This window comes from Flavobacterium sp. CR10, from assembly GCF_055814415.1.
The window spans coordinates 52,067-67,256 of the sequence record NZ_CP185985.1; the positions used below are offsets into that span (position 1 = coordinate 52,067).

16 protein-coding genes and 4 tRNA genes are annotated in these 15,190 nt (G+C 33.4%); 15 read left to right on the forward strand and 5 right to left on the reverse strand.

Annotated elements, in window-relative coordinates; genetic code table 11:
- Positions 1-92: 92 nt before the first annotated feature.
- The 3 genes from ACNRYB_RS00250 to tgt all read right to left on the reverse strand — a co-directional run bounded on the left by ACNRYB_RS00250 (position 93) and on the right by tgt (position 3,259).
- Positions 93-986, reverse strand: a complete 894-nt coding sequence (locus ACNRYB_RS00250; RefSeq protein ID WP_473728920.1) for a DMT family transporter — start codon at positions 984-986, stop codon at positions 93-95.
- Complete coding sequence (locus ACNRYB_RS00255; protein ID WP_129748102.1) at positions 973-2,061, reverse strand: LptF/LptG family permease; 1,089 nt, start codon at positions 2,059-2,061, stop codon at positions 973-975. The genes ACNRYB_RS00250 and ACNRYB_RS00255 overlap by 14 nt, the downstream gene beginning before the upstream one ends.
- A gap of 67 nt (positions 2,062-2,128) precedes the next feature.
- Positions 2,129-3,259, reverse strand: a complete 1,131-nt coding sequence (gene tgt / locus ACNRYB_RS00260; RefSeq protein WP_129748101.1) for a tRNA guanosine(34) transglycosylase Tgt — start codon at positions 3,257-3,259, stop codon at positions 2,129-2,131.
- Between the two features lie 267 nt (positions 3,260-3,526).
- Here tgt and ACNRYB_RS00265 point away from each other — a divergent pair, with 267 nt between their 5' ends.
- The 3 genes from ACNRYB_RS00265 (at position 3,527) to ACNRYB_RS00275 (ending at position 5,951) form a co-directional block, all read left to right on the forward strand.
- Positions 3,527-3,826 carry a hypothetical protein gene (locus ACNRYB_RS00265; protein WP_129748100.1) on the forward strand — a complete coding sequence of 100 codons (300 nt, stop codon included), beginning with the start codon at positions 3,527-3,529 and terminating at the stop codon, positions 3,824-3,826.
- A 244-nt stretch (positions 3,827-4,070) separates the two neighbouring features.
- Positions 4,071-4,919: a transketolase gene (locus ACNRYB_RS00270; RefSeq protein ID WP_343707407.1), complete on the forward strand. Its 849-nt coding sequence runs from the start codon at positions 4,071-4,073 to the stop codon at positions 4,917-4,919.
- Positions 4,920-4,997: 78 nt separating this feature from the next.
- A complete protein-coding gene (locus tag ACNRYB_RS00275; protein WP_111380241.1) occupies positions 4,998-5,951 on the forward strand; it encodes a transketolase family protein in 954 nt (317 codons plus the stop codon).
- 174 nt (positions 5,952-6,125) lie between these two features.
- On the opposite strand, the gene ACNRYB_RS00280 is transcribed toward ACNRYB_RS00275, so the two are convergent.
- Positions 6,126-7,340 carry an FKBP-type peptidyl-prolyl cis-trans isomerase gene (locus ACNRYB_RS00280; protein ID WP_129748097.1) on the reverse strand — a complete coding sequence of 405 codons (1,215 nt, stop codon included), beginning with the start codon at positions 7,338-7,340 and terminating at the stop codon, positions 6,126-6,128.
- A gap of 79 nt (positions 7,341-7,419) precedes the next feature.
- On the opposite strand from ACNRYB_RS00280, the gene ACNRYB_RS00285 reads away from it, so the two are divergent.
- Together ACNRYB_RS00285 and ACNRYB_RS00290 are read left to right on the forward strand one after the other, a co-directional pair.
- Positions 7,420-7,821 carry an RNA-binding S4 domain-containing protein gene (locus ACNRYB_RS00285; RefSeq protein WP_129748096.1) on the forward strand — a complete coding sequence of 134 codons (402 nt, stop codon included), beginning with the start codon at positions 7,420-7,422 and terminating at the stop codon, positions 7,819-7,821.
- 131 nt (positions 7,822-7,952) lie between these two features.
- Entirely contained in the window at positions 7,953-8,453 is a 501-nt protein-coding gene (locus tag ACNRYB_RS00290) for a phosphoribosyltransferase domain-containing protein (protein WP_129748095.1), read from the forward strand.
- Here ACNRYB_RS00290 and ACNRYB_RS00295 read toward each other — a convergent pair.
- Positions 8,445-8,963, reverse strand: a complete 519-nt coding sequence (locus ACNRYB_RS00295; RefSeq protein WP_129748094.1) for a shikimate kinase — start codon at positions 8,961-8,963, stop codon at positions 8,445-8,447. The genes ACNRYB_RS00290 and ACNRYB_RS00295 overlap by 9 nt on opposite strands.
- 126 nt (positions 8,964-9,089) lie before the next feature.
- Between ACNRYB_RS00295 and ACNRYB_RS00300 the strand changes: the two genes are divergently transcribed.
- The 10 genes from ACNRYB_RS00300 to ACNRYB_RS00345 all read left to right on the forward strand — a co-directional run bounded on the left by ACNRYB_RS00300 (position 9,090) and on the right by ACNRYB_RS00345 (position 15,111).
- A tRNA-Lys gene (locus ACNRYB_RS00300) sits at positions 9,090-9,162 on the forward strand.
- Between the two features lie 40 nt (positions 9,163-9,202).
- Positions 9,203-9,275, forward strand: a tRNA-Lys gene (locus ACNRYB_RS00305).
- A gap of 43 nt (positions 9,276-9,318) precedes the next feature.
- Positions 9,319-9,401 (forward strand) — tRNA-Leu (locus ACNRYB_RS00310).
- Positions 9,402-9,539: 138 nt separating this feature from the next.
- Positions 9,540-9,612, forward strand: a tRNA-Lys gene (locus ACNRYB_RS00315).
- Positions 9,613-9,821: 209 nt separating this feature from the next.
- Positions 9,822-10,322 (forward strand): tetratricopeptide repeat protein, encoded by a 501-nt coding sequence (locus ACNRYB_RS00320; protein ID WP_242502569.1) that lies wholly within the window; start codon positions 9,822-9,824, stop codon positions 10,320-10,322.
- Positions 10,323-10,532: 210 nt separating this feature from the next.
- Positions 10,533-11,432 (forward strand): MerR family transcriptional regulator, encoded by a 900-nt coding sequence (locus ACNRYB_RS00325; protein ID WP_473728921.1) that lies wholly within the window; start codon positions 10,533-10,535, stop codon positions 11,430-11,432.
- 39 nt (positions 11,433-11,471) lie between these two features.
- Positions 11,472-12,938, forward strand: coding sequence for a phytoene desaturase family protein (locus tag ACNRYB_RS00330; protein WP_473728922.1), 1,467 nt, complete (start codon positions 11,472-11,474; stop codon positions 12,936-12,938).
- 3 nt (positions 12,939-12,941) lie between these two features.
- Entirely contained in the window at positions 12,942-13,781 is an 840-nt protein-coding gene (locus ACNRYB_RS00335) for a phytoene/squalene synthase family protein (protein ID WP_473728923.1), read from the forward strand.
- Between the two features lie 276 nt (positions 13,782-14,057).
- Positions 14,058-14,498 (forward strand): sterol desaturase family protein, encoded by a 441-nt coding sequence (locus ACNRYB_RS00340; protein WP_473728924.1) that lies wholly within the window; start codon positions 14,058-14,060, stop codon positions 14,496-14,498.
- A gap of 136 nt (positions 14,499-14,634) precedes the next feature.
- Complete coding sequence (locus tag ACNRYB_RS00345) at positions 14,635-15,111, forward strand: SRPBCC family protein (protein ID WP_473728925.1); 477 nt, start codon at positions 14,635-14,637, stop codon at positions 15,109-15,111.
- Positions 15,112-15,190: the final 79 nt, after the last annotated feature.

A 15,190-nucleotide genomic window follows, 5' to 3' on the forward strand; every position in this document is an offset into this window, starting at 1 on the left:
TTGTAAATCGAACCGCAAATATAAAAATATTATATCATTGGCGAAGTTAATTGTTATTTAAAGTATAAAAATGCATTTTAATAATAAGAAAACTATTGCAAGTTTTCTTTCTTGTTCTGATAATGTTTGAAAACACCGTTTAGAATAACTGTTATAATAATTATTACCGCTCCGATGTAAAACTCAATGCTCATTTTTTCTTTTCCACCCAAGATAAAATAAGCCAAAACTATCCCGTAAACTGGCTCTAAATTAGTGGTTAACATTACAGTATAAGGTGTCAATCTTTGCATTACTTTTACCGAAGCAGTAAATGCATAAGCCGTGCAGATTGAAGCCAAAATCAATAATAAAATCCAGTTATTTAAAGACATCTCGAAGAAATCTGCTGTAAATTTTCCTTGAAATAAAAAATAAATCGTAATAAAAAAAACTCCTGCACCAAACTCATAAAAAGTAATTACAGAAGGTTCATGATCTGAAATTAATTTCCCATTCATTAAAGTAAATAAAACTCCTAAAATAATTGCAGCTAATGCATAATAAACACCTTCAAGGTATTTTATTTCAACTTGAAGAATGAGTCCTAACCCAGCAATTATTACAAGTCCGAAAAGAACTTCATACCAAAGCACTTTTCTTCCGTAAAATAATGGTTCTAACAAAGAGGCAAAAAATGCTCCTAATGAAAATATGGAAAGCGTAATGGAAACGTTGGAAACGTGAATTGCCTTAAAAAAGAAAATCCAATGAAGCGCAATTAATAATCCGACAAAAATCAATTTAAAGAATTCTTTTATCGGAACCTGAAAAGATTGTTTTTTAAAAGCAATAAATCCGCCTAGAAAAATCATTGCAATCAGCATTCTGTACCAAACCAGATTTTCGGCATCAATTGTAATTAAAGCACCCAAAATGGCCGTAAAACCCCAAATAAAAACAATTAAGTGAAGATTTAGATAGCTTTTTAAATTATCGTTTCGCATTACGTAATAGGTAAACCGCTAAAATTCCAAAAACAATATTCGGAAACCAAACAGCTAATAAAGGTGAGAATGTAGATTTTTCGGCAAGTGTACCAAAGATTTTGTCAAAGAATACAAATGAAAATGCGATTGCGATTCCAATAGCAAGGTTCATTCCCATTCCACCACGGCGTTTCATAGAAGAAACCGAAACCGCAATAATCGTTAAAATAAATGCCGAAACCGGAATACTATATTTTTTATAAAGAACAACCAAATAGGTATTTATGTTTCCTGAACCTCTTTTTCTTTCTTTTTCAATAAAATCAATTAGTTTACCAAGAGTAAGGGTTTCTGCGATGTAAACTACGGGGGTCAAATCGGCCAATTCAAATTTAAAAGCTACATTTTTTTCAGGAGCTTTCTCAAGCACGTCATTTAGCTCGCCTATAGTTCTTTTTGTATAATCGTATAAAACATAAATCTTCTTCTTTGGATCCCATTTAATACGGCTTGCAGTAATTTTATAAGTCAATTTTTCTTTTTCGAAATGTTCTAAAGAAAAATTGAAAGCTGTTTTTGATTCTTCATTAAAGCTATTTACAAATATAAAATCATGATCATTGATTTGTCTGAAAACATTTGTATTCTCACCACGCATGAGCTCTTTTCCGTTTCCTTTCAAATAAGTATACCTAAAATTATTGTAGCCTTCACTGGCTGCAGGAACAATAAAAAATCCCATAAGCAACACAAAAATCGAAACAATTGTTGCACCTATAATATAAGGACGCAAGAAACGCGTAAATGAAATTCCAGAACTCAAAATCGCAATAATCTCTGTATTATTAGCCAATTTTGATGTGAACCAGATTACCGATAAAAACAAAAATATCGGAAACAGCGAATTAATAAAGTAAATCGTAAAATTGTAATAATAGAAAGCAATATCTCCAAACGGAATCTTATTTTCAAGCATTTTATTTACCTTTTCAGAAACGTCAATCACAATTCCGATTGGCGCAAATAAAAGCAACATGACTGAGAAAGTCCCCAGATATCTCTTTAAGATGTATTTATCTATTATTGTTAACATAGTAGAATTTAATCGATTATTTGTTTAATCGTTTAACCGAATAAACGATTAAACAAATCAATATATTTTAAAGTCTTTGGCTCATATTTTTAACCATCATTTCTTTCCATGGTCTAAAATCGCCTGCTAAGATATGTTTTCTAGCCTCACGAACCAACCACATATAGAAGCCAAGATTATGAATCGTAGCAATTTGCTTTCCTAAATATTCATTGGCTGCAAATAAGTGGCGTAAATATGCTTTCGTATATTCTGTATCTACAAAAGTGTGTCCCATTTCGTCGATTGGAGAAAAGTCAGCTTCCCATTTTTTATTTTTGATATTGATTGTTCCATTTGCTGTAAACAACATACCGTTTCTTGCATTACGAGTTGGCATAACGCAGTCGAACATGTCAATTCCTAATGCAATATTTTCTAAAATATTAATTGGAGTTCCAACGCCCATTAAATAACGAGGTTTATCTTCTGGAAGAATTTCGCAAACCACTTCTGTCATGGCATACATTTCTTCAGCAGGTTCACCTACAGAAAGTCCGCCAATTGCATTTCCTTGCTGTCCTGCATTAGCAATATATTCAGCCGACTGACGACGAAGATCTTTATAAGTACTTCCTTGAACAATCGGGAAAAATGTTTGTTCATAGCCATATTTATAAGGCACTTTATCCAAATGATTAATACAACGGTCCAACCAGCGATGTGTCATGTGCATTGAACGTTGCGCATATCTGTAATCGCAAGGATAAGGCGTACATTCATCAAAAGCCATAATAATATCAGCACCAATTGTACGCTGAATTTCCATTACATTCTCTGGCGTAAAAAAGTGGTAAGAACCATCAATATGCGATTTGAACTTTACTCCTTCTTCTTTAATTTTTCTATTTGACGAAAGCGAATACACTTGATATCCTCCAGAATCGGTCAAAATATTGCGATCCCAGTTCATAAACTTGTGTAATCCTCCTGCTTTTTCCAAAATTTCGGTCTGTGGACGCAGATATAAGTGATAGGTATTTCCAAGAATAATGTCGGGATTAATCTCTTCTTTCAATTCACGCTGGTGCACTCCTTTTACAGAAGCAACTGTTCCAACAGGCATAAAAATAGGAGTTTCTATAACTCCGTGATCTGTAGTAATACTTCCCGCTCTAGCTTTAGACTGCGGATCCTTTTGTAATAAATCAAACTTCATAAATTCGTTTTTCTCCCTACTGTTCGGGACGGCAAAGATAGTTTAATTTCAGGAAATTTTATTAATTAGATTATTTGTCAATTAGAAATTTAGCTAATGTTTTCTTAATTTCTGATTTTAGATTCTAAATGCAAGAATTTAAGTAAATCTTAAAAAATGTAAATGATAAAACTTTTTATCTGTAAAAAATATAAATCCCAAATTATCAGAATTTTATAACTTTATAAAACAATCAAACCTCTTAATTAATCTTTAATACATTGCATTATGATAAATTCAGAAGACAAAAACACAGCAAAAGAAAATGAAATAGAAAAAAATTTAGAAAATCTAAATTATCCCTCAAATGAAGATATCTATAATCAAGAAGATAAACTAGAAGATATAGATCCCGAAAATATTTCAACTGATAAAACTATCATTCAAAACAATAACGAATGGAAACAAAACAGCGATAAAATCGGAAATGATTTGGACGTTCCTGGTTCTGAATTAGACGATGATCAAGAAGACATTGGTTCAGAAGACGAAGAAAATAATTATTACAGTGAGGGCGACACCAATTAAACCTTCTTAATTTCTACATTTTTGCCACAAATTAAACAATTTAAATAGATTTTTAAAAATCATTACAATTGTTTAATGTGTGGCAAAACGTTTATATGTAATTATCAATTTCTTGCATTTTCCTTAATTCTGATAAGAAAAGAGCAAAAAAATTTAACAATTGAAACGAACTAAAGCAGAAAATCATTTGTCTCCCCACAAAATATCCGTTACTTTTGCTACAGTTTAAAATTTTACATATAAAATGAAGCCTAACACACAACAATTAAGCGATTTAACGATCCAAGTAAGAAGAGATATTCTTAGAATGGTACATGCTGTAAACTCTGGACACCCAGGAGGATCACTAGGTTGTACTGAATTTTTGGTAACACTATATCAAAATATTATGGACCGCAAAGAGGGGTTTGATATGAACGGAATTGGAGAAGATTTATTTTTCCTTTCAAACGGACACATCTCTCCTGTCTTTTATAGCGTTCTAGCACGCAGCGGTTATTTTCCAGTTTCAGAATTAGCTACATTCAGATTATTAGATTCTCGCTTACAAGGGCATCCAACAACTCATGAAGGCTTACCTGGAGTTCGTATTGCATCTGGTTCATTAGGACAAGGTTTATCTGTAGCCTTGGGTGCAGCTCAAGCTAAAAAATTAAACAAAGACAATCATATCGTATATAGTTTACACGGAGACGGAGAATTACAAGAAGGCCAAAACTGGGAAGCTATTATGTATGCTTCTGCTAAAAAAGTAGATAACATTATCGCTACTATCGACCTTAATGGAAAACAAATTGACGGAACTACAGATGAAGTTCTTCCAATGGGAAGTCTTCGCGCTAAATTCGAAGCTTTTGACTGGGATGTTTTAGAGATCAAAGAAGGAAACAACATCGATGCAATTATCGCTGGATTGACTGATGCTAAATCAAGAACAGGAAAAGGAAAACCAGTTTGTATTTTATTGCATACAGAAATGGGTAACGGAGTAGATTTCATGATGCATACTCATGCTTGGCACGGTAAAGCGCCAAACAATGACCAATTAGCAAGTGCTTTGGCTCAAAACGTTTCAACTTTAGCAGACTATTAAAAAGTAGGCAATCTTAGTAGACAGTTTTCAGTTTAGAAACTTAGTCACTTAGAAGCTTAGTACCACAAAAGAAATAAAATGAAAAAATACGAAAATACAGGAAGTAAAGATACTCGTTCTGGTTTTGGAGCGGGAATGACAGAACTAGGTCAAAAAAACGAAAATGTTGTAGCATTATGTGCTGACTTAATCGGATCATTAAAATTTGATGATTTCAAAAAAAATCACCCAGAGCGTTTTTTCCAAATCGGAATTGCTGAAGCAAACATGATTGGTATCGCTGCAGGTTTAACAATTGGCGGAAAAATTCCATTTACTGGAACTTTTGCGAACTTCTCTACTGGTAGAGTTTACGATCAAATTCGTCAATCTGTTGCTTACTCAGATAAAAATGTAAAAATATGTGCTTCTCACGCTGGTTTAACTTTGGGAGAAGACGGAGCAACTCACCAAATCTTAGAAGATATTGGTTTAATGAAAATGCTGCCAGGAATGACTGTAATCAATACTTGCGATTACAACCAGACTAAAGCAGCAACTATTGCATTAGCAGATCACCACGGACCAGCATATTTACGTTTCGGTCGTCCAGTAGTTGCTAACTTTACTCCTGCTGACGAACCTTTCGTAATTGGAAAAGCAATTTTATTAAACGAAGGAACAGATGTTACTATCATTGCAACAGGACACTTAGTTTGGGAAGCTCTTATCGCAGCTGAAAAACTGGAAGCAAAAGGAATTTCTGCTGAAGTTATCAACATCCACACTATCAAACCTCTTGACGAAGAAGCAATTCTTAAATCGGTTGCTAAGACAAGATGTGTAGTTACTGCAGAAGAGCACAACTACCTTGGAGGTCTAGGAGAAAGTGTTTCTGGAGTATTAGCCCTAAACAATCCAACTCCACAAGAATTTGTAGCTGTTAAAGATAGTTTTGGTGAATCTGGAACTCCAGAGCAATTAATGGAGAAATACAAATTAAACAATCAAGCAATTGTTGAAGCTGTAGAAAGAGTAATCAAAAGAAAGTAAATTCTTAAACTCTCTTACTTTATAAAAAAACCTCGAAATTCACATTTCGAGGTTTTTTATTGCATTGCCGTTTCTTAAAAACTGACAGATCAAAAATTCATCTAGATTTTTCTCATAAAAAAACCTCGAAACTTACATTTCGAGGAATCTTATTTTATTTTTTTATATTTTACTTTACTTCTTCTGATAAGGATACGTTTTATCCAGATGAATTCTCAATCGTCCAGGTTTCGTATAATCTTCTGGAACAAATTTAGCAGGATTTGTTATTGATTCAGGTTTCGTAGGATCAGTTAGATCTCCACTTGGCCTGCTAGGAATTCCTCTTGGCTCTGTTTCATCAACATTTGGCGTAGTAGCATCATCCGTCAATGGATCCCAAGGATAATAGTTTCTTATTCCAAAATAGAAAGCATTTCCATCTAGTGTTCCCCAACCCACCTGATCGCTAGGCTTTGTAATTTCAAATCGAGTTGTATAACCATCTCCATCATCATCTTGATCTAAAAAATCAGGAATTCCATCTTTATCACTGTCATCAGGGTTTGCTGGAGGTTTTGGATATAAAGTTGTATTTCTATAATCACGCACATAACCATCACCATCAATATCTTCCTGATAATCAAAAACACCATCAGGATTTAATATTACTTCCCCAACACTGCTATATCCATTATTTTCATGATCCATTCTTCTAATATCATATAATTTGATAGTAAAAACTAATGGAGAATAGGCTGGAATTGAGCCCGATCCGCCTGCATAATATCCTAAACCAGAAGGAATAAATAAAACTCCAGCTCCAAAATCTTGATAATTAGCAGTACCATCAGCATTATAAGTAGTTGTTCCTGTTTTAAATTGAGGAAAAGCTTCGCTCCAACCCATAATAGTTGTATACAGATCCAGACTTACTTTCGGATAAACTACTTGTTCAAAAAATGTAGTTGTTACATATGAAGGATCCTTAGCTGTTGCATCTACACGTTTCATATATTCCCCTTTATACGCCGTTACAACTCCATCGGTATTCATAGGAGAAATCCCGACACCCTCTCTTAAAACCAAATAATACATTTTATAAGTTATTCCATGTACATACGGAATTTCTCTTAAAAGCAATTTTGGAAAGGTTGGGCTATTCAAATATGACATGATAGAAGGTTGCGCTGCTGGGTCTGTTATTTTCGTAAAAGTGACATCCATATCTGCAGAAACTGTGATGTAGTAGGTCTTTAAATATTCTTCAATATCTGCATTATCAGTATTAAATTGTTCTTGATAATCCCTTAAAGGAACAATCACCGGATCATCCTCATCCTTTTTATTACAAGAAACGATGGCAAGACCAGCAAGCAATAAAACAAAATAATATTTAAATTTATTCATTATTAGCATTTTTTTAGGTGCGCAAGATACAATATTGATTTATTTTTGTAAAGAAATTAACTTGGATTTTAGAAAAATTATGAGAATAGACAAATACTTGTGGTGCGTACGTTATTACAAGACCAGAAACATGGTTACTGAAGCCTGCAAAAAGAACCAGATCACTGTAAATGGGCAGATTGCAAAACCTTCAAAAGAAGTTTTTCCTACAGATCGAATTACCTTTAGAAAAGATCAAATTACACAAATAATAACAGTTTTAGACATTCCGCAAAATCGTGTTGGAGCAAAGTTGGTAGATATTTATCAAAAAAACGAAACTCCGCCAGAAGCTTTTGCTCATCTAGAGATGTTAAAGCTATCTAAAGAACATTCTAGAAGAACAGGCGCAGGACGTCCGACTAAAAAGGACCGAAGAGACATTGACGATTACGGAGACGATTTTTACGATGAGGATGAAGAAGAAAATGAAACTGAATAACTCCATTTTTAAATCCCAAACTCTAAAAGAACAATCCAATTTCAAATCGACAAAATAAAATTATCTCAAGAATTGGAATTTGGATTTTCTATCTTGGATTTTAATTTAATTATATTAGCAAAAAAAACACTATGAGCAGCAATATTATCCTAACACATCAGGAAATCGAACATAAAATAAAACGTATCGCTTATCAAATTTACGAGACTTTTGTTGACGAAGAAGAAGTTGTTATTGCAGGGATTGCTTCTAACGGATTTGTTTTCGCCGAAAAAGTCGCTTCGGCACTTAGCAGCATTTCTACCTTAAAGGTTTCTATCTGCGAAGTAAAAGTAAACAAACAAAATCCGCAAGAAGCGATACAAACTTCCTTAAGCCCTGAAGATTATAAAAACAAAGGTCTTGTTCTAGTTGATGATGTCTTAAACTCTGGCACCACATTAATTTATGCTGTTCGTCATTTCTTAGACGTTCCGCTTAAAAAATTCAAAACAGCAGTACTTGTTGACCGAAACCATAAAAAATATCCTGTAAAGGCAGATTTTAAAGGAATTTCACTTTCAACTTCTTTATTAGAGCATGTTCAAGTAGTTTTCAATTCAGAAAACGGCGATTATGCCTCTCTAAGCTAAGATTTCTAAAATATCCTGAACCGTTTCTTCGACAGATTTATCATCTACAGAAACTTTATGTTTTGCTTGATTGTAATAATAACTTCTGTCGAATAAATGTTTCGCGATAAACTCTTTCATTTCCTCCTCATTCATATTAGCAATCAAAGGGCGTTTGCTTTTGTTATGCACCAATCTATTATATAAGGTATCAATTGATGCTTTCAAATATATAGATACAACGTCATCTCCTTTTAACAGTTCATGATTATTGGCATAACATGGAGTTCCTCCTCCTAATCCGATAATATTATTTTCAGAAGATTGCAGCAATTCAACAAACATTTCGTGCTCCAATTTTCGAAAATAGACTTCCCCATGCTTCTCAAAAATCTCATTTATGGATAATTTTGCTCTTTCTTCGATGCATTTATCCAAATCTAAGAACGGAATATTTGTAATTTTTGACAAATTTTGGGCGATTGTGGACTTTCCGCAGCCCATGTAACCTAACAGTACAATTTTTTTCATATTAATAAAACCTTATAAACTAAGCAATTGGAGATTTTTCCAAAAAAAAGACAAATTTATGACAAAATAGCTTGGAAACTTCAAAAAAAACTCCTTATATTTGCACCCGCATTCAAGAAATTAAATGACTCGATAGCTCAGTCGGTAGAGCACATCACTTTTAATGATGGGGTCCTGGGTTCGAGCCCCAGTCGGGTCACAAATTTTGTGATTAACAAATTAAATTTCTTGAAAGCAATGACTCGATAGCTCAGTCGGTAGAGCACATCACTTTTAATGATGGGGTCCTGGGTTCGAGCCCCAGTCGGGTCACAAAGGTCGGGTAATTTATTTTACTCGACCTTTTTTCTTTTTAGGCCATGTGGAGAAACGGTAGACTCGCCATCTTGAGGGGGTGGTGCTCGCAAGGGCGTGAGGGTTCAAATCCCTCCATGGTCACTTAAAAAACTAAAAAAGCTATTTTACTGTAAAATAAGGATTTATAAATTTTATTGAAATTAATTTAAAATTCGTTTCAAAAAACAGCCAATAAGCTAAAATAAGTACTTATATTTGCACCCTCATTGAAGAAATGAAGACTCGATAGCTCAGTCGGTAGAGCACATCACTTTTAATGATGGGGTCCTGGGTTCGAGCCCCAGTCGGGTCACAAAAGGTCAGGTAATTTATTTTACTTGACCTTTTTTCTTTTTAGGAAATATCCATGTCTCAAAAATACAACTTTAAAAAACCTAAATTAATCTTGCTTTATCATTTACATCTTTAGTAGCAATTATTTAAAAAGAAAATCTCTTACAAAATAAAAACTTTCTTAAATTCGTTGGGAAATAATTAAACCACTAATCCCAAATTAGTTTTATGAAAAACCTACTATTAGCATCATTTATAATGATGACCTGCTCTATCTGGGCACAATCTGCAACGGGCTATTTCGACAAAGCCATGAAAAAAGCTGAAGCTGGCAACACCAAAGGCGCAATCGCCGATTACACAAAAGCCATTAGCATGAATTCTAAATTCGTTGAAGCTTATCAGAATCGCGGTGTCGCAAAATTCAAGCTAAACGACTTAAAAGGAGCTCAAGCCGACTTTAGCAAAACAATCGAACTGGACAGCATGAATGCGGATGCTTTTACAGGCAGAGCCAATGTCAACTACAAACTACAGAATTATCAAGGCACTATTGAGGATTGCACGTCTTCTTTAGGTTTAAACCCAAAAGATTACGTTGCTTACAACTTAAGAGGTTTAGCTTACAACAAAATTGGCGACAAGAAAAACTCTTGCAAAGATTTTAGCAAAGCAATTGAACTTGGAAGCCAAAGCGCTATAAAAAACAAAGCTACTTTTTGTAAATAAAAAACTCATGAATTCAAAAAAGGTCTGCATATTAAAAATATGCAGACCTTTCTTTTTTGCCAAAGTAATATATTTCTTAAAAATTATATACCTGATTTTAGGTAAAAAATATATTTTAAATACGTAAACCACTAATTCTCTATCTTTTTAATGTAGTTTTAAGGCCGAATCTAAGATTTTATTTTACATTTGTTGACTTAATCGCGAAAAATGATAAACAATATAAAAACTGTTTTCAGCATTAAAGATCTTGAGAACTTATCTGGAATAAAAGCGCATACTATACGCATCTGGGAAAAGAGATACAATATCCTTGAACCTATGCGAACTGATACTAATATTAGATTTTACAATCTTCACAATTTACAGAAACTTTTAAATATTACGTTACTGCACGAATACGGGTATAAAATTTCTAAAATTGCAACATACCCTGAAGAAAAAATACCGCAGTTGGTACGCGAAATAATTTCGAAGAAAAACTCTCAAAACTACGCCATTACTTCTTTTAAAATGGCAATGATGAATTTTGACCAAGAGTTATTCTTCAACACATTCGATTGGCTTATTACAGAAAAGACCTTTAAAGAAGTTTTTAAAGAACATTTTTTACCTCTTTTAAAAGAGCTGGGATTATTATGGCAATCTGAAACCATTACTCCTGCTAATGAACATTTTATGAGTCATTTAATTAAGCAAAAAATATTGATTTACACAGAAAGCCTACAGATTAGAAAACCAACCAAAACTGATCGAATTTTTGTTTTATCGCTTCCACTAAACGAAATACATCAAATTGGATTGTTATATCTGCAATATGAAATTCTTGATAAAGGCTACAAAACCATTTATCTTGGAGAAAGCATGCCTATTGAAAACCTGCAAGATTTAACTAAACATTTTGAAAACATTACGTTTGTTTCTTTCATGACCGTTCAACCAGATCGAAGCGTAATAAATCAATACGTAAAATCGATGGCACAGAAATTATTGCAAGAAACCAACGAAATCTGGCTGATGGGTAAAATGGTTGAATATATAGACCCAAAAGTCCTTACAGACAGAATACGCGTTTTTGACTCAATGGAAGAAACTATTAACATGCTTTAATTTATTTTTGTTTAAGTTTTTCTTATATTTGTTAAACAAATGAGAAAAACTATCCAAATAATAGGTTCTGGCTTCTCTTCTTTGGCAGCCGCTTGTTACCTTGCCCAGCAAGGAAACAGAGTAACTATTTATGAAAAAAATAGTACTATTGGAGGGCGAGCTAGACAATTCAAAGAAGAAGGTTTTACATTTGACATGGGGCCAAGCTGGTATTGGATGCCCGATGTCTTCGAACGCTTTTTTCAAGATTTCAATAAAAAACCTTCTGATTATTACGAGCTGATAAAATTGAGTCCAGCATATCGAGTGTATTTTGGAATTAACGATTTCATCAGCATTTATGACAATCTCGAGGAAATAAAATATACTTTTGAAACCATTGAAAAAGGTAGCGGTCAAAAACTGCAAATCTTTATCGACCAAGCCAAAAGCAACTATGATATTGCTATTAAAGATTTGGTTTATCGCCCTGGAATTTCGCCTCTTGAATTAATTACAAAAGAAACTACATTAAAACTCAATCAGTTTTTTAGAAACGTAAGCACTGATATTCGGAAAAATTTTAAGAACGAAAGATTAATTCAGATTCTCGAGTTTCCAGTTTTATTTCTTGGAGCAAAACCGACTAAGACACCATCTTTTTACAATTTTATGAATTATGCCGATTTCGGCTTAGGAACTTGGCATCCTAAAACTGGAATGTTTGATGTTATTCGAGGAATAGAAAAATTGGCATTAGAACTTGGTGTTACTATTAAAACCAATGCGGCAATCGAAAAAATAATCGTTGAAAACAAAACAGCAAAAGGAATTATAATTAATGGCGAAACCATAAAAGCAGATGTTGTTTTAAGTGGTGCCGACTATCATCATTCTGAAACTCTACTCGAAAAAGAGCACAGAATGTACTCTGAAAAATATTGGGAAAATAGAGTTTTTGCCCCATCTTCTCTCCTATTTTTTGTTGGTTTCGATAAAAAAATAGAAAACATTTCACATCACGCTTTATTTTTTGATGTCGATTTCAATCAGCATGCAGCAGATATTTACGATAATCCAAAATGGCCGGAAGCACCGTTGTTCTACGCTAATTTTCCATCCAAAACAGATAAAACTACAGCGCCAGACGGAATGGAATCTGGATTTTTCTTAATTCCGCTCGCACCCGGAATTGAAGACAATCAAAACTTACGAGAAGAATATTTTGAAAAGATAATCACTCGTTTTGAAGCACTTACACAACAAAAAATTAAAAATAACATTATCTTTAAAAGGTCGTTCTGCAAAAATGACTTTGTAAACGACTATAACGCTTACAAAGGGAATGCCTACGGAATGGCTAACACTCTATTACAAACGGCTTTTCTAAGACCAAAATTAAAAAGCAAAAAAGTCAAGAATCTATATTTTACAGGACAGTTAACTGTTCCTGGGCCAGGTGTTCCGCCTGCTTTAATTTCAGGAAAACTAGCAGCTGAATTAATTCAAAAATCATTTAGATCTTAAAAAATGAAATCACTATTTGACGCCGTTTCTTTCAAGTGCAGCAAACTCGTAACTAAAAATTACAGTACATCATTTTCACTTGCTGTTAAAATGCTTTCACCAAGTATTCGTGATGCCATTTACAGCATTTATGGATTTGTTCGTTTTGCTGATGAAATTGTAGATTCTTTTCATGATTATGAAAAAGAATATCTCATTGAAGATTTTGAAAAAGAATATTACAAAGCAATACAATTAGGCATCAGTTTAAATCCTATTTTAAATTCATTTCAGCAGACCGTAAAAGAATATAACATTACAGACGACTTGGTTCAGGCTTTTTTGAAAAGTATGAAAATGGATTTGATAAAATCAAATTATCAAACACAAGCTGAGTATATAGATTACATTTACGGCTCTGCAGATGTCGTTGGACTGATGTGCTTGAAAGTTTTTGTTTCTGGAAAAGAACACAAATACGAACAATTGAAAAATGAAGCTATGCATTTAGGTTCGGCTTTTCAAAAAGTAAATTTCCTGAGAGATTTAAAAGATGACAATACCATCCTGAATCGAACTTATTTTCCTGGTGTAAATCTGAATAATTTCACAGAAGACTCTAAAACACAAATCATTAAAGAAATCGAAGAAGATTTCAGAATTGCTTATCAAGGAATTGTAAAACTTCCTATCGAAGCCAAATTCGGTGTTTACACAGCTTATGTTTATTATAAAAAATTATTGAAAAAGCTAAAAAACACACCTTACTATGAAATTGGAAATTCAAGAATTCGAGTTTCCAATTATACAAAAGCAGGACTTTTGGCGCAGTCTTTTGTGACTTACAAATTGAAGTTGGTATAGAAATTCATCTTGTAAAGCATTACATTTAAGCCCAAAATTGTCATTTCGACGAAGGAAACTCGAGCGATAGCGAACTGGCGAAGCAAATCTCCACGAGAAACTCCACAAAGATTGGCATACTGTTGAGGAGCTACTTGCGAAGATTTCTCCCTTCGGTCGAAATGACAAAAATGAGGGAATCGTCAATAAAAAAACTCTTTTGAGTCAATCTTTTATAATCCAAAGCTAAACTCAACAACAATAAAACAATAATTTTAAAACATCAACATTTATAAAATGATTTCTTTTTTAATCTTTTTAGGCGTTTTTCTCCTTATGGAATGTGTGACGTGGCTAACTCATAAATACGTTATGCACGGTTTTATGTGGTATTTTCATGCCGATCATCATCAGCCGAAATACGAAAACACTTTTGAGCGCAACGATATTTTCTTTGTCATTTTTGCCACTCCGAGTATTATTTTATTCTACTTCGGTGTTCAAGGCGGATTCAATTATTTGTTTTTTATTGCCTGCGGAATCACACTTTATGGAATCTGTTATTTTCTAATTCATGATGTATTAATCCATCAGCGTTTTAAATGGTTTAAAAATACCAAAAACAAATACCTCATCGGACTTAGAAAGGCGCATAAAATACACCACAAACATTTAGGCAAAGAAAAAGGAGAATGTTTTGGAATGCTATTCGTACCATTCAAATATTATAAAATGTAAAATTATTTGGGCGTTTCCGCAGCGCCGGATCGGGCTTTTCGTTCCCGCTTTTTTATGTCAGGCAGAAAAAGCCTGCCGCAAATAGAGCTTCAATTCAATCCCTAACGCTCACGTATTTCAAAAAAGATTTGAGATTATGAAATTATACAAGATAGCAACCGTACAACATATCAATGCAAGTATTGAAGATTGCTGGGATTTTTTCTCGAGTCCCAAAAACCTTCAAACCATTACGCTCGATAATATGAATTTCCAAATTCAAGATTACGATGGTAGACGCATGTATCAGGGACAGATTATCACGTACACCTTAAAACCTCTTTTCGGAATCAAAATGTCTTGGGTTACCGAAATTACCGCTTGTCAAGAAAACGAGTATTTCGTAGACATTCAGAAATTTGGCCCTTATAGATTGTGGCATCATAAACATTTCTTTGAACCAACGCCAGATGGCGAAACCAAAATGACAGATATTGTTCATTATGCTCTACCTTTCGGAATCTTGGGAAGAATCATGAATAGATTGGTAGTAAAAAATAAATTGAAAAGTATTTTCGATTATAGATTTAATAAGATCGAAGAATTATTTAATTCTAAAAAACTTAAAAATTAAACACATAGCTATGTGTTAGAAACTAGTTTCTTTCTAAACTCTTAAAAGAAAAAGAAAATCTATGTTTCGATGTGTTTAA

Coding starts and splice junctions, on each gene's coding strand:
- ACNRYB_RS00250 (WP_473728920.1), bottom strand. CDS start 986: ATGCGAAACGATAATTTAAAAAGCTATCTAAATCTTCACTTAATTGTT.
- ACNRYB_RS00255 (WP_129748102.1), bottom strand. CDS start 2,061: ATGTTAACAATAATAGATAAATACATCTTAAAGAGATATCTGGGGACT.
- tgt (WP_129748101.1), bottom strand. CDS start 3,259: ATGAAGTTTGATTTATTACAAAAGGATCCGCAGTCTAAAGCTAGAGCG.
- ACNRYB_RS00265 (WP_129748100.1), top strand. CDS start 3,527: ATGATAAATTCAGAAGACAAAAACACAGCAAAAGAAAATGAAATAGAA.
- ACNRYB_RS00270 (WP_343707407.1), top strand. CDS start 4,071: ATGAAGCCTAACACACAACAATTAAGCGATTTAACGATCCAAGTAAGA.
- ACNRYB_RS00275 (WP_111380241.1), top strand. CDS start 4,998: ATGAAAAAATACGAAAATACAGGAAGTAAAGATACTCGTTCTGGTTTT.
- ACNRYB_RS00280 (WP_129748097.1), bottom strand. CDS start 7,340: ATGAATAAATTTAAATATTATTTTGTTTTATTGCTTGCTGGTCTTGCC.
- ACNRYB_RS00285 (WP_129748096.1), top strand. CDS start 7,420: ATGAGAATAGACAAATACTTGTGGTGCGTACGTTATTACAAGACCAGA.
- ACNRYB_RS00290 (WP_129748095.1), top strand. CDS start 7,953: ATGAGCAGCAATATTATCCTAACACATCAGGAAATCGAACATAAAATA.
- ACNRYB_RS00295 (WP_129748094.1), bottom strand. CDS start 8,963: ATGAAAAAAATTGTACTGTTAGGTTACATGGGCTGCGGAAAGTCCACA.
- ACNRYB_RS00320 (WP_242502569.1), top strand. CDS start 9,822: ATGAAAAACCTACTATTAGCATCATTTATAATGATGACCTGCTCTATC.
- ACNRYB_RS00325 (WP_473728921.1), top strand. CDS start 10,533: ATGATAAACAATATAAAAACTGTTTTCAGCATTAAAGATCTTGAGAAC.
- ACNRYB_RS00330 (WP_473728922.1), top strand. CDS start 11,472: ATGAGAAAAACTATCCAAATAATAGGTTCTGGCTTCTCTTCTTTGGCA.
- ACNRYB_RS00335 (WP_473728923.1), top strand. CDS start 12,942: ATGAAATCACTATTTGACGCCGTTTCTTTCAAGTGCAGCAAACTCGTA.
- ACNRYB_RS00340 (WP_473728924.1), top strand. CDS start 14,058: ATGATTTCTTTTTTAATCTTTTTAGGCGTTTTTCTCCTTATGGAATGT.
- ACNRYB_RS00345 (WP_473728925.1), top strand. CDS start 14,635: ATGAAATTATACAAGATAGCAACCGTACAACATATCAATGCAAGTATT.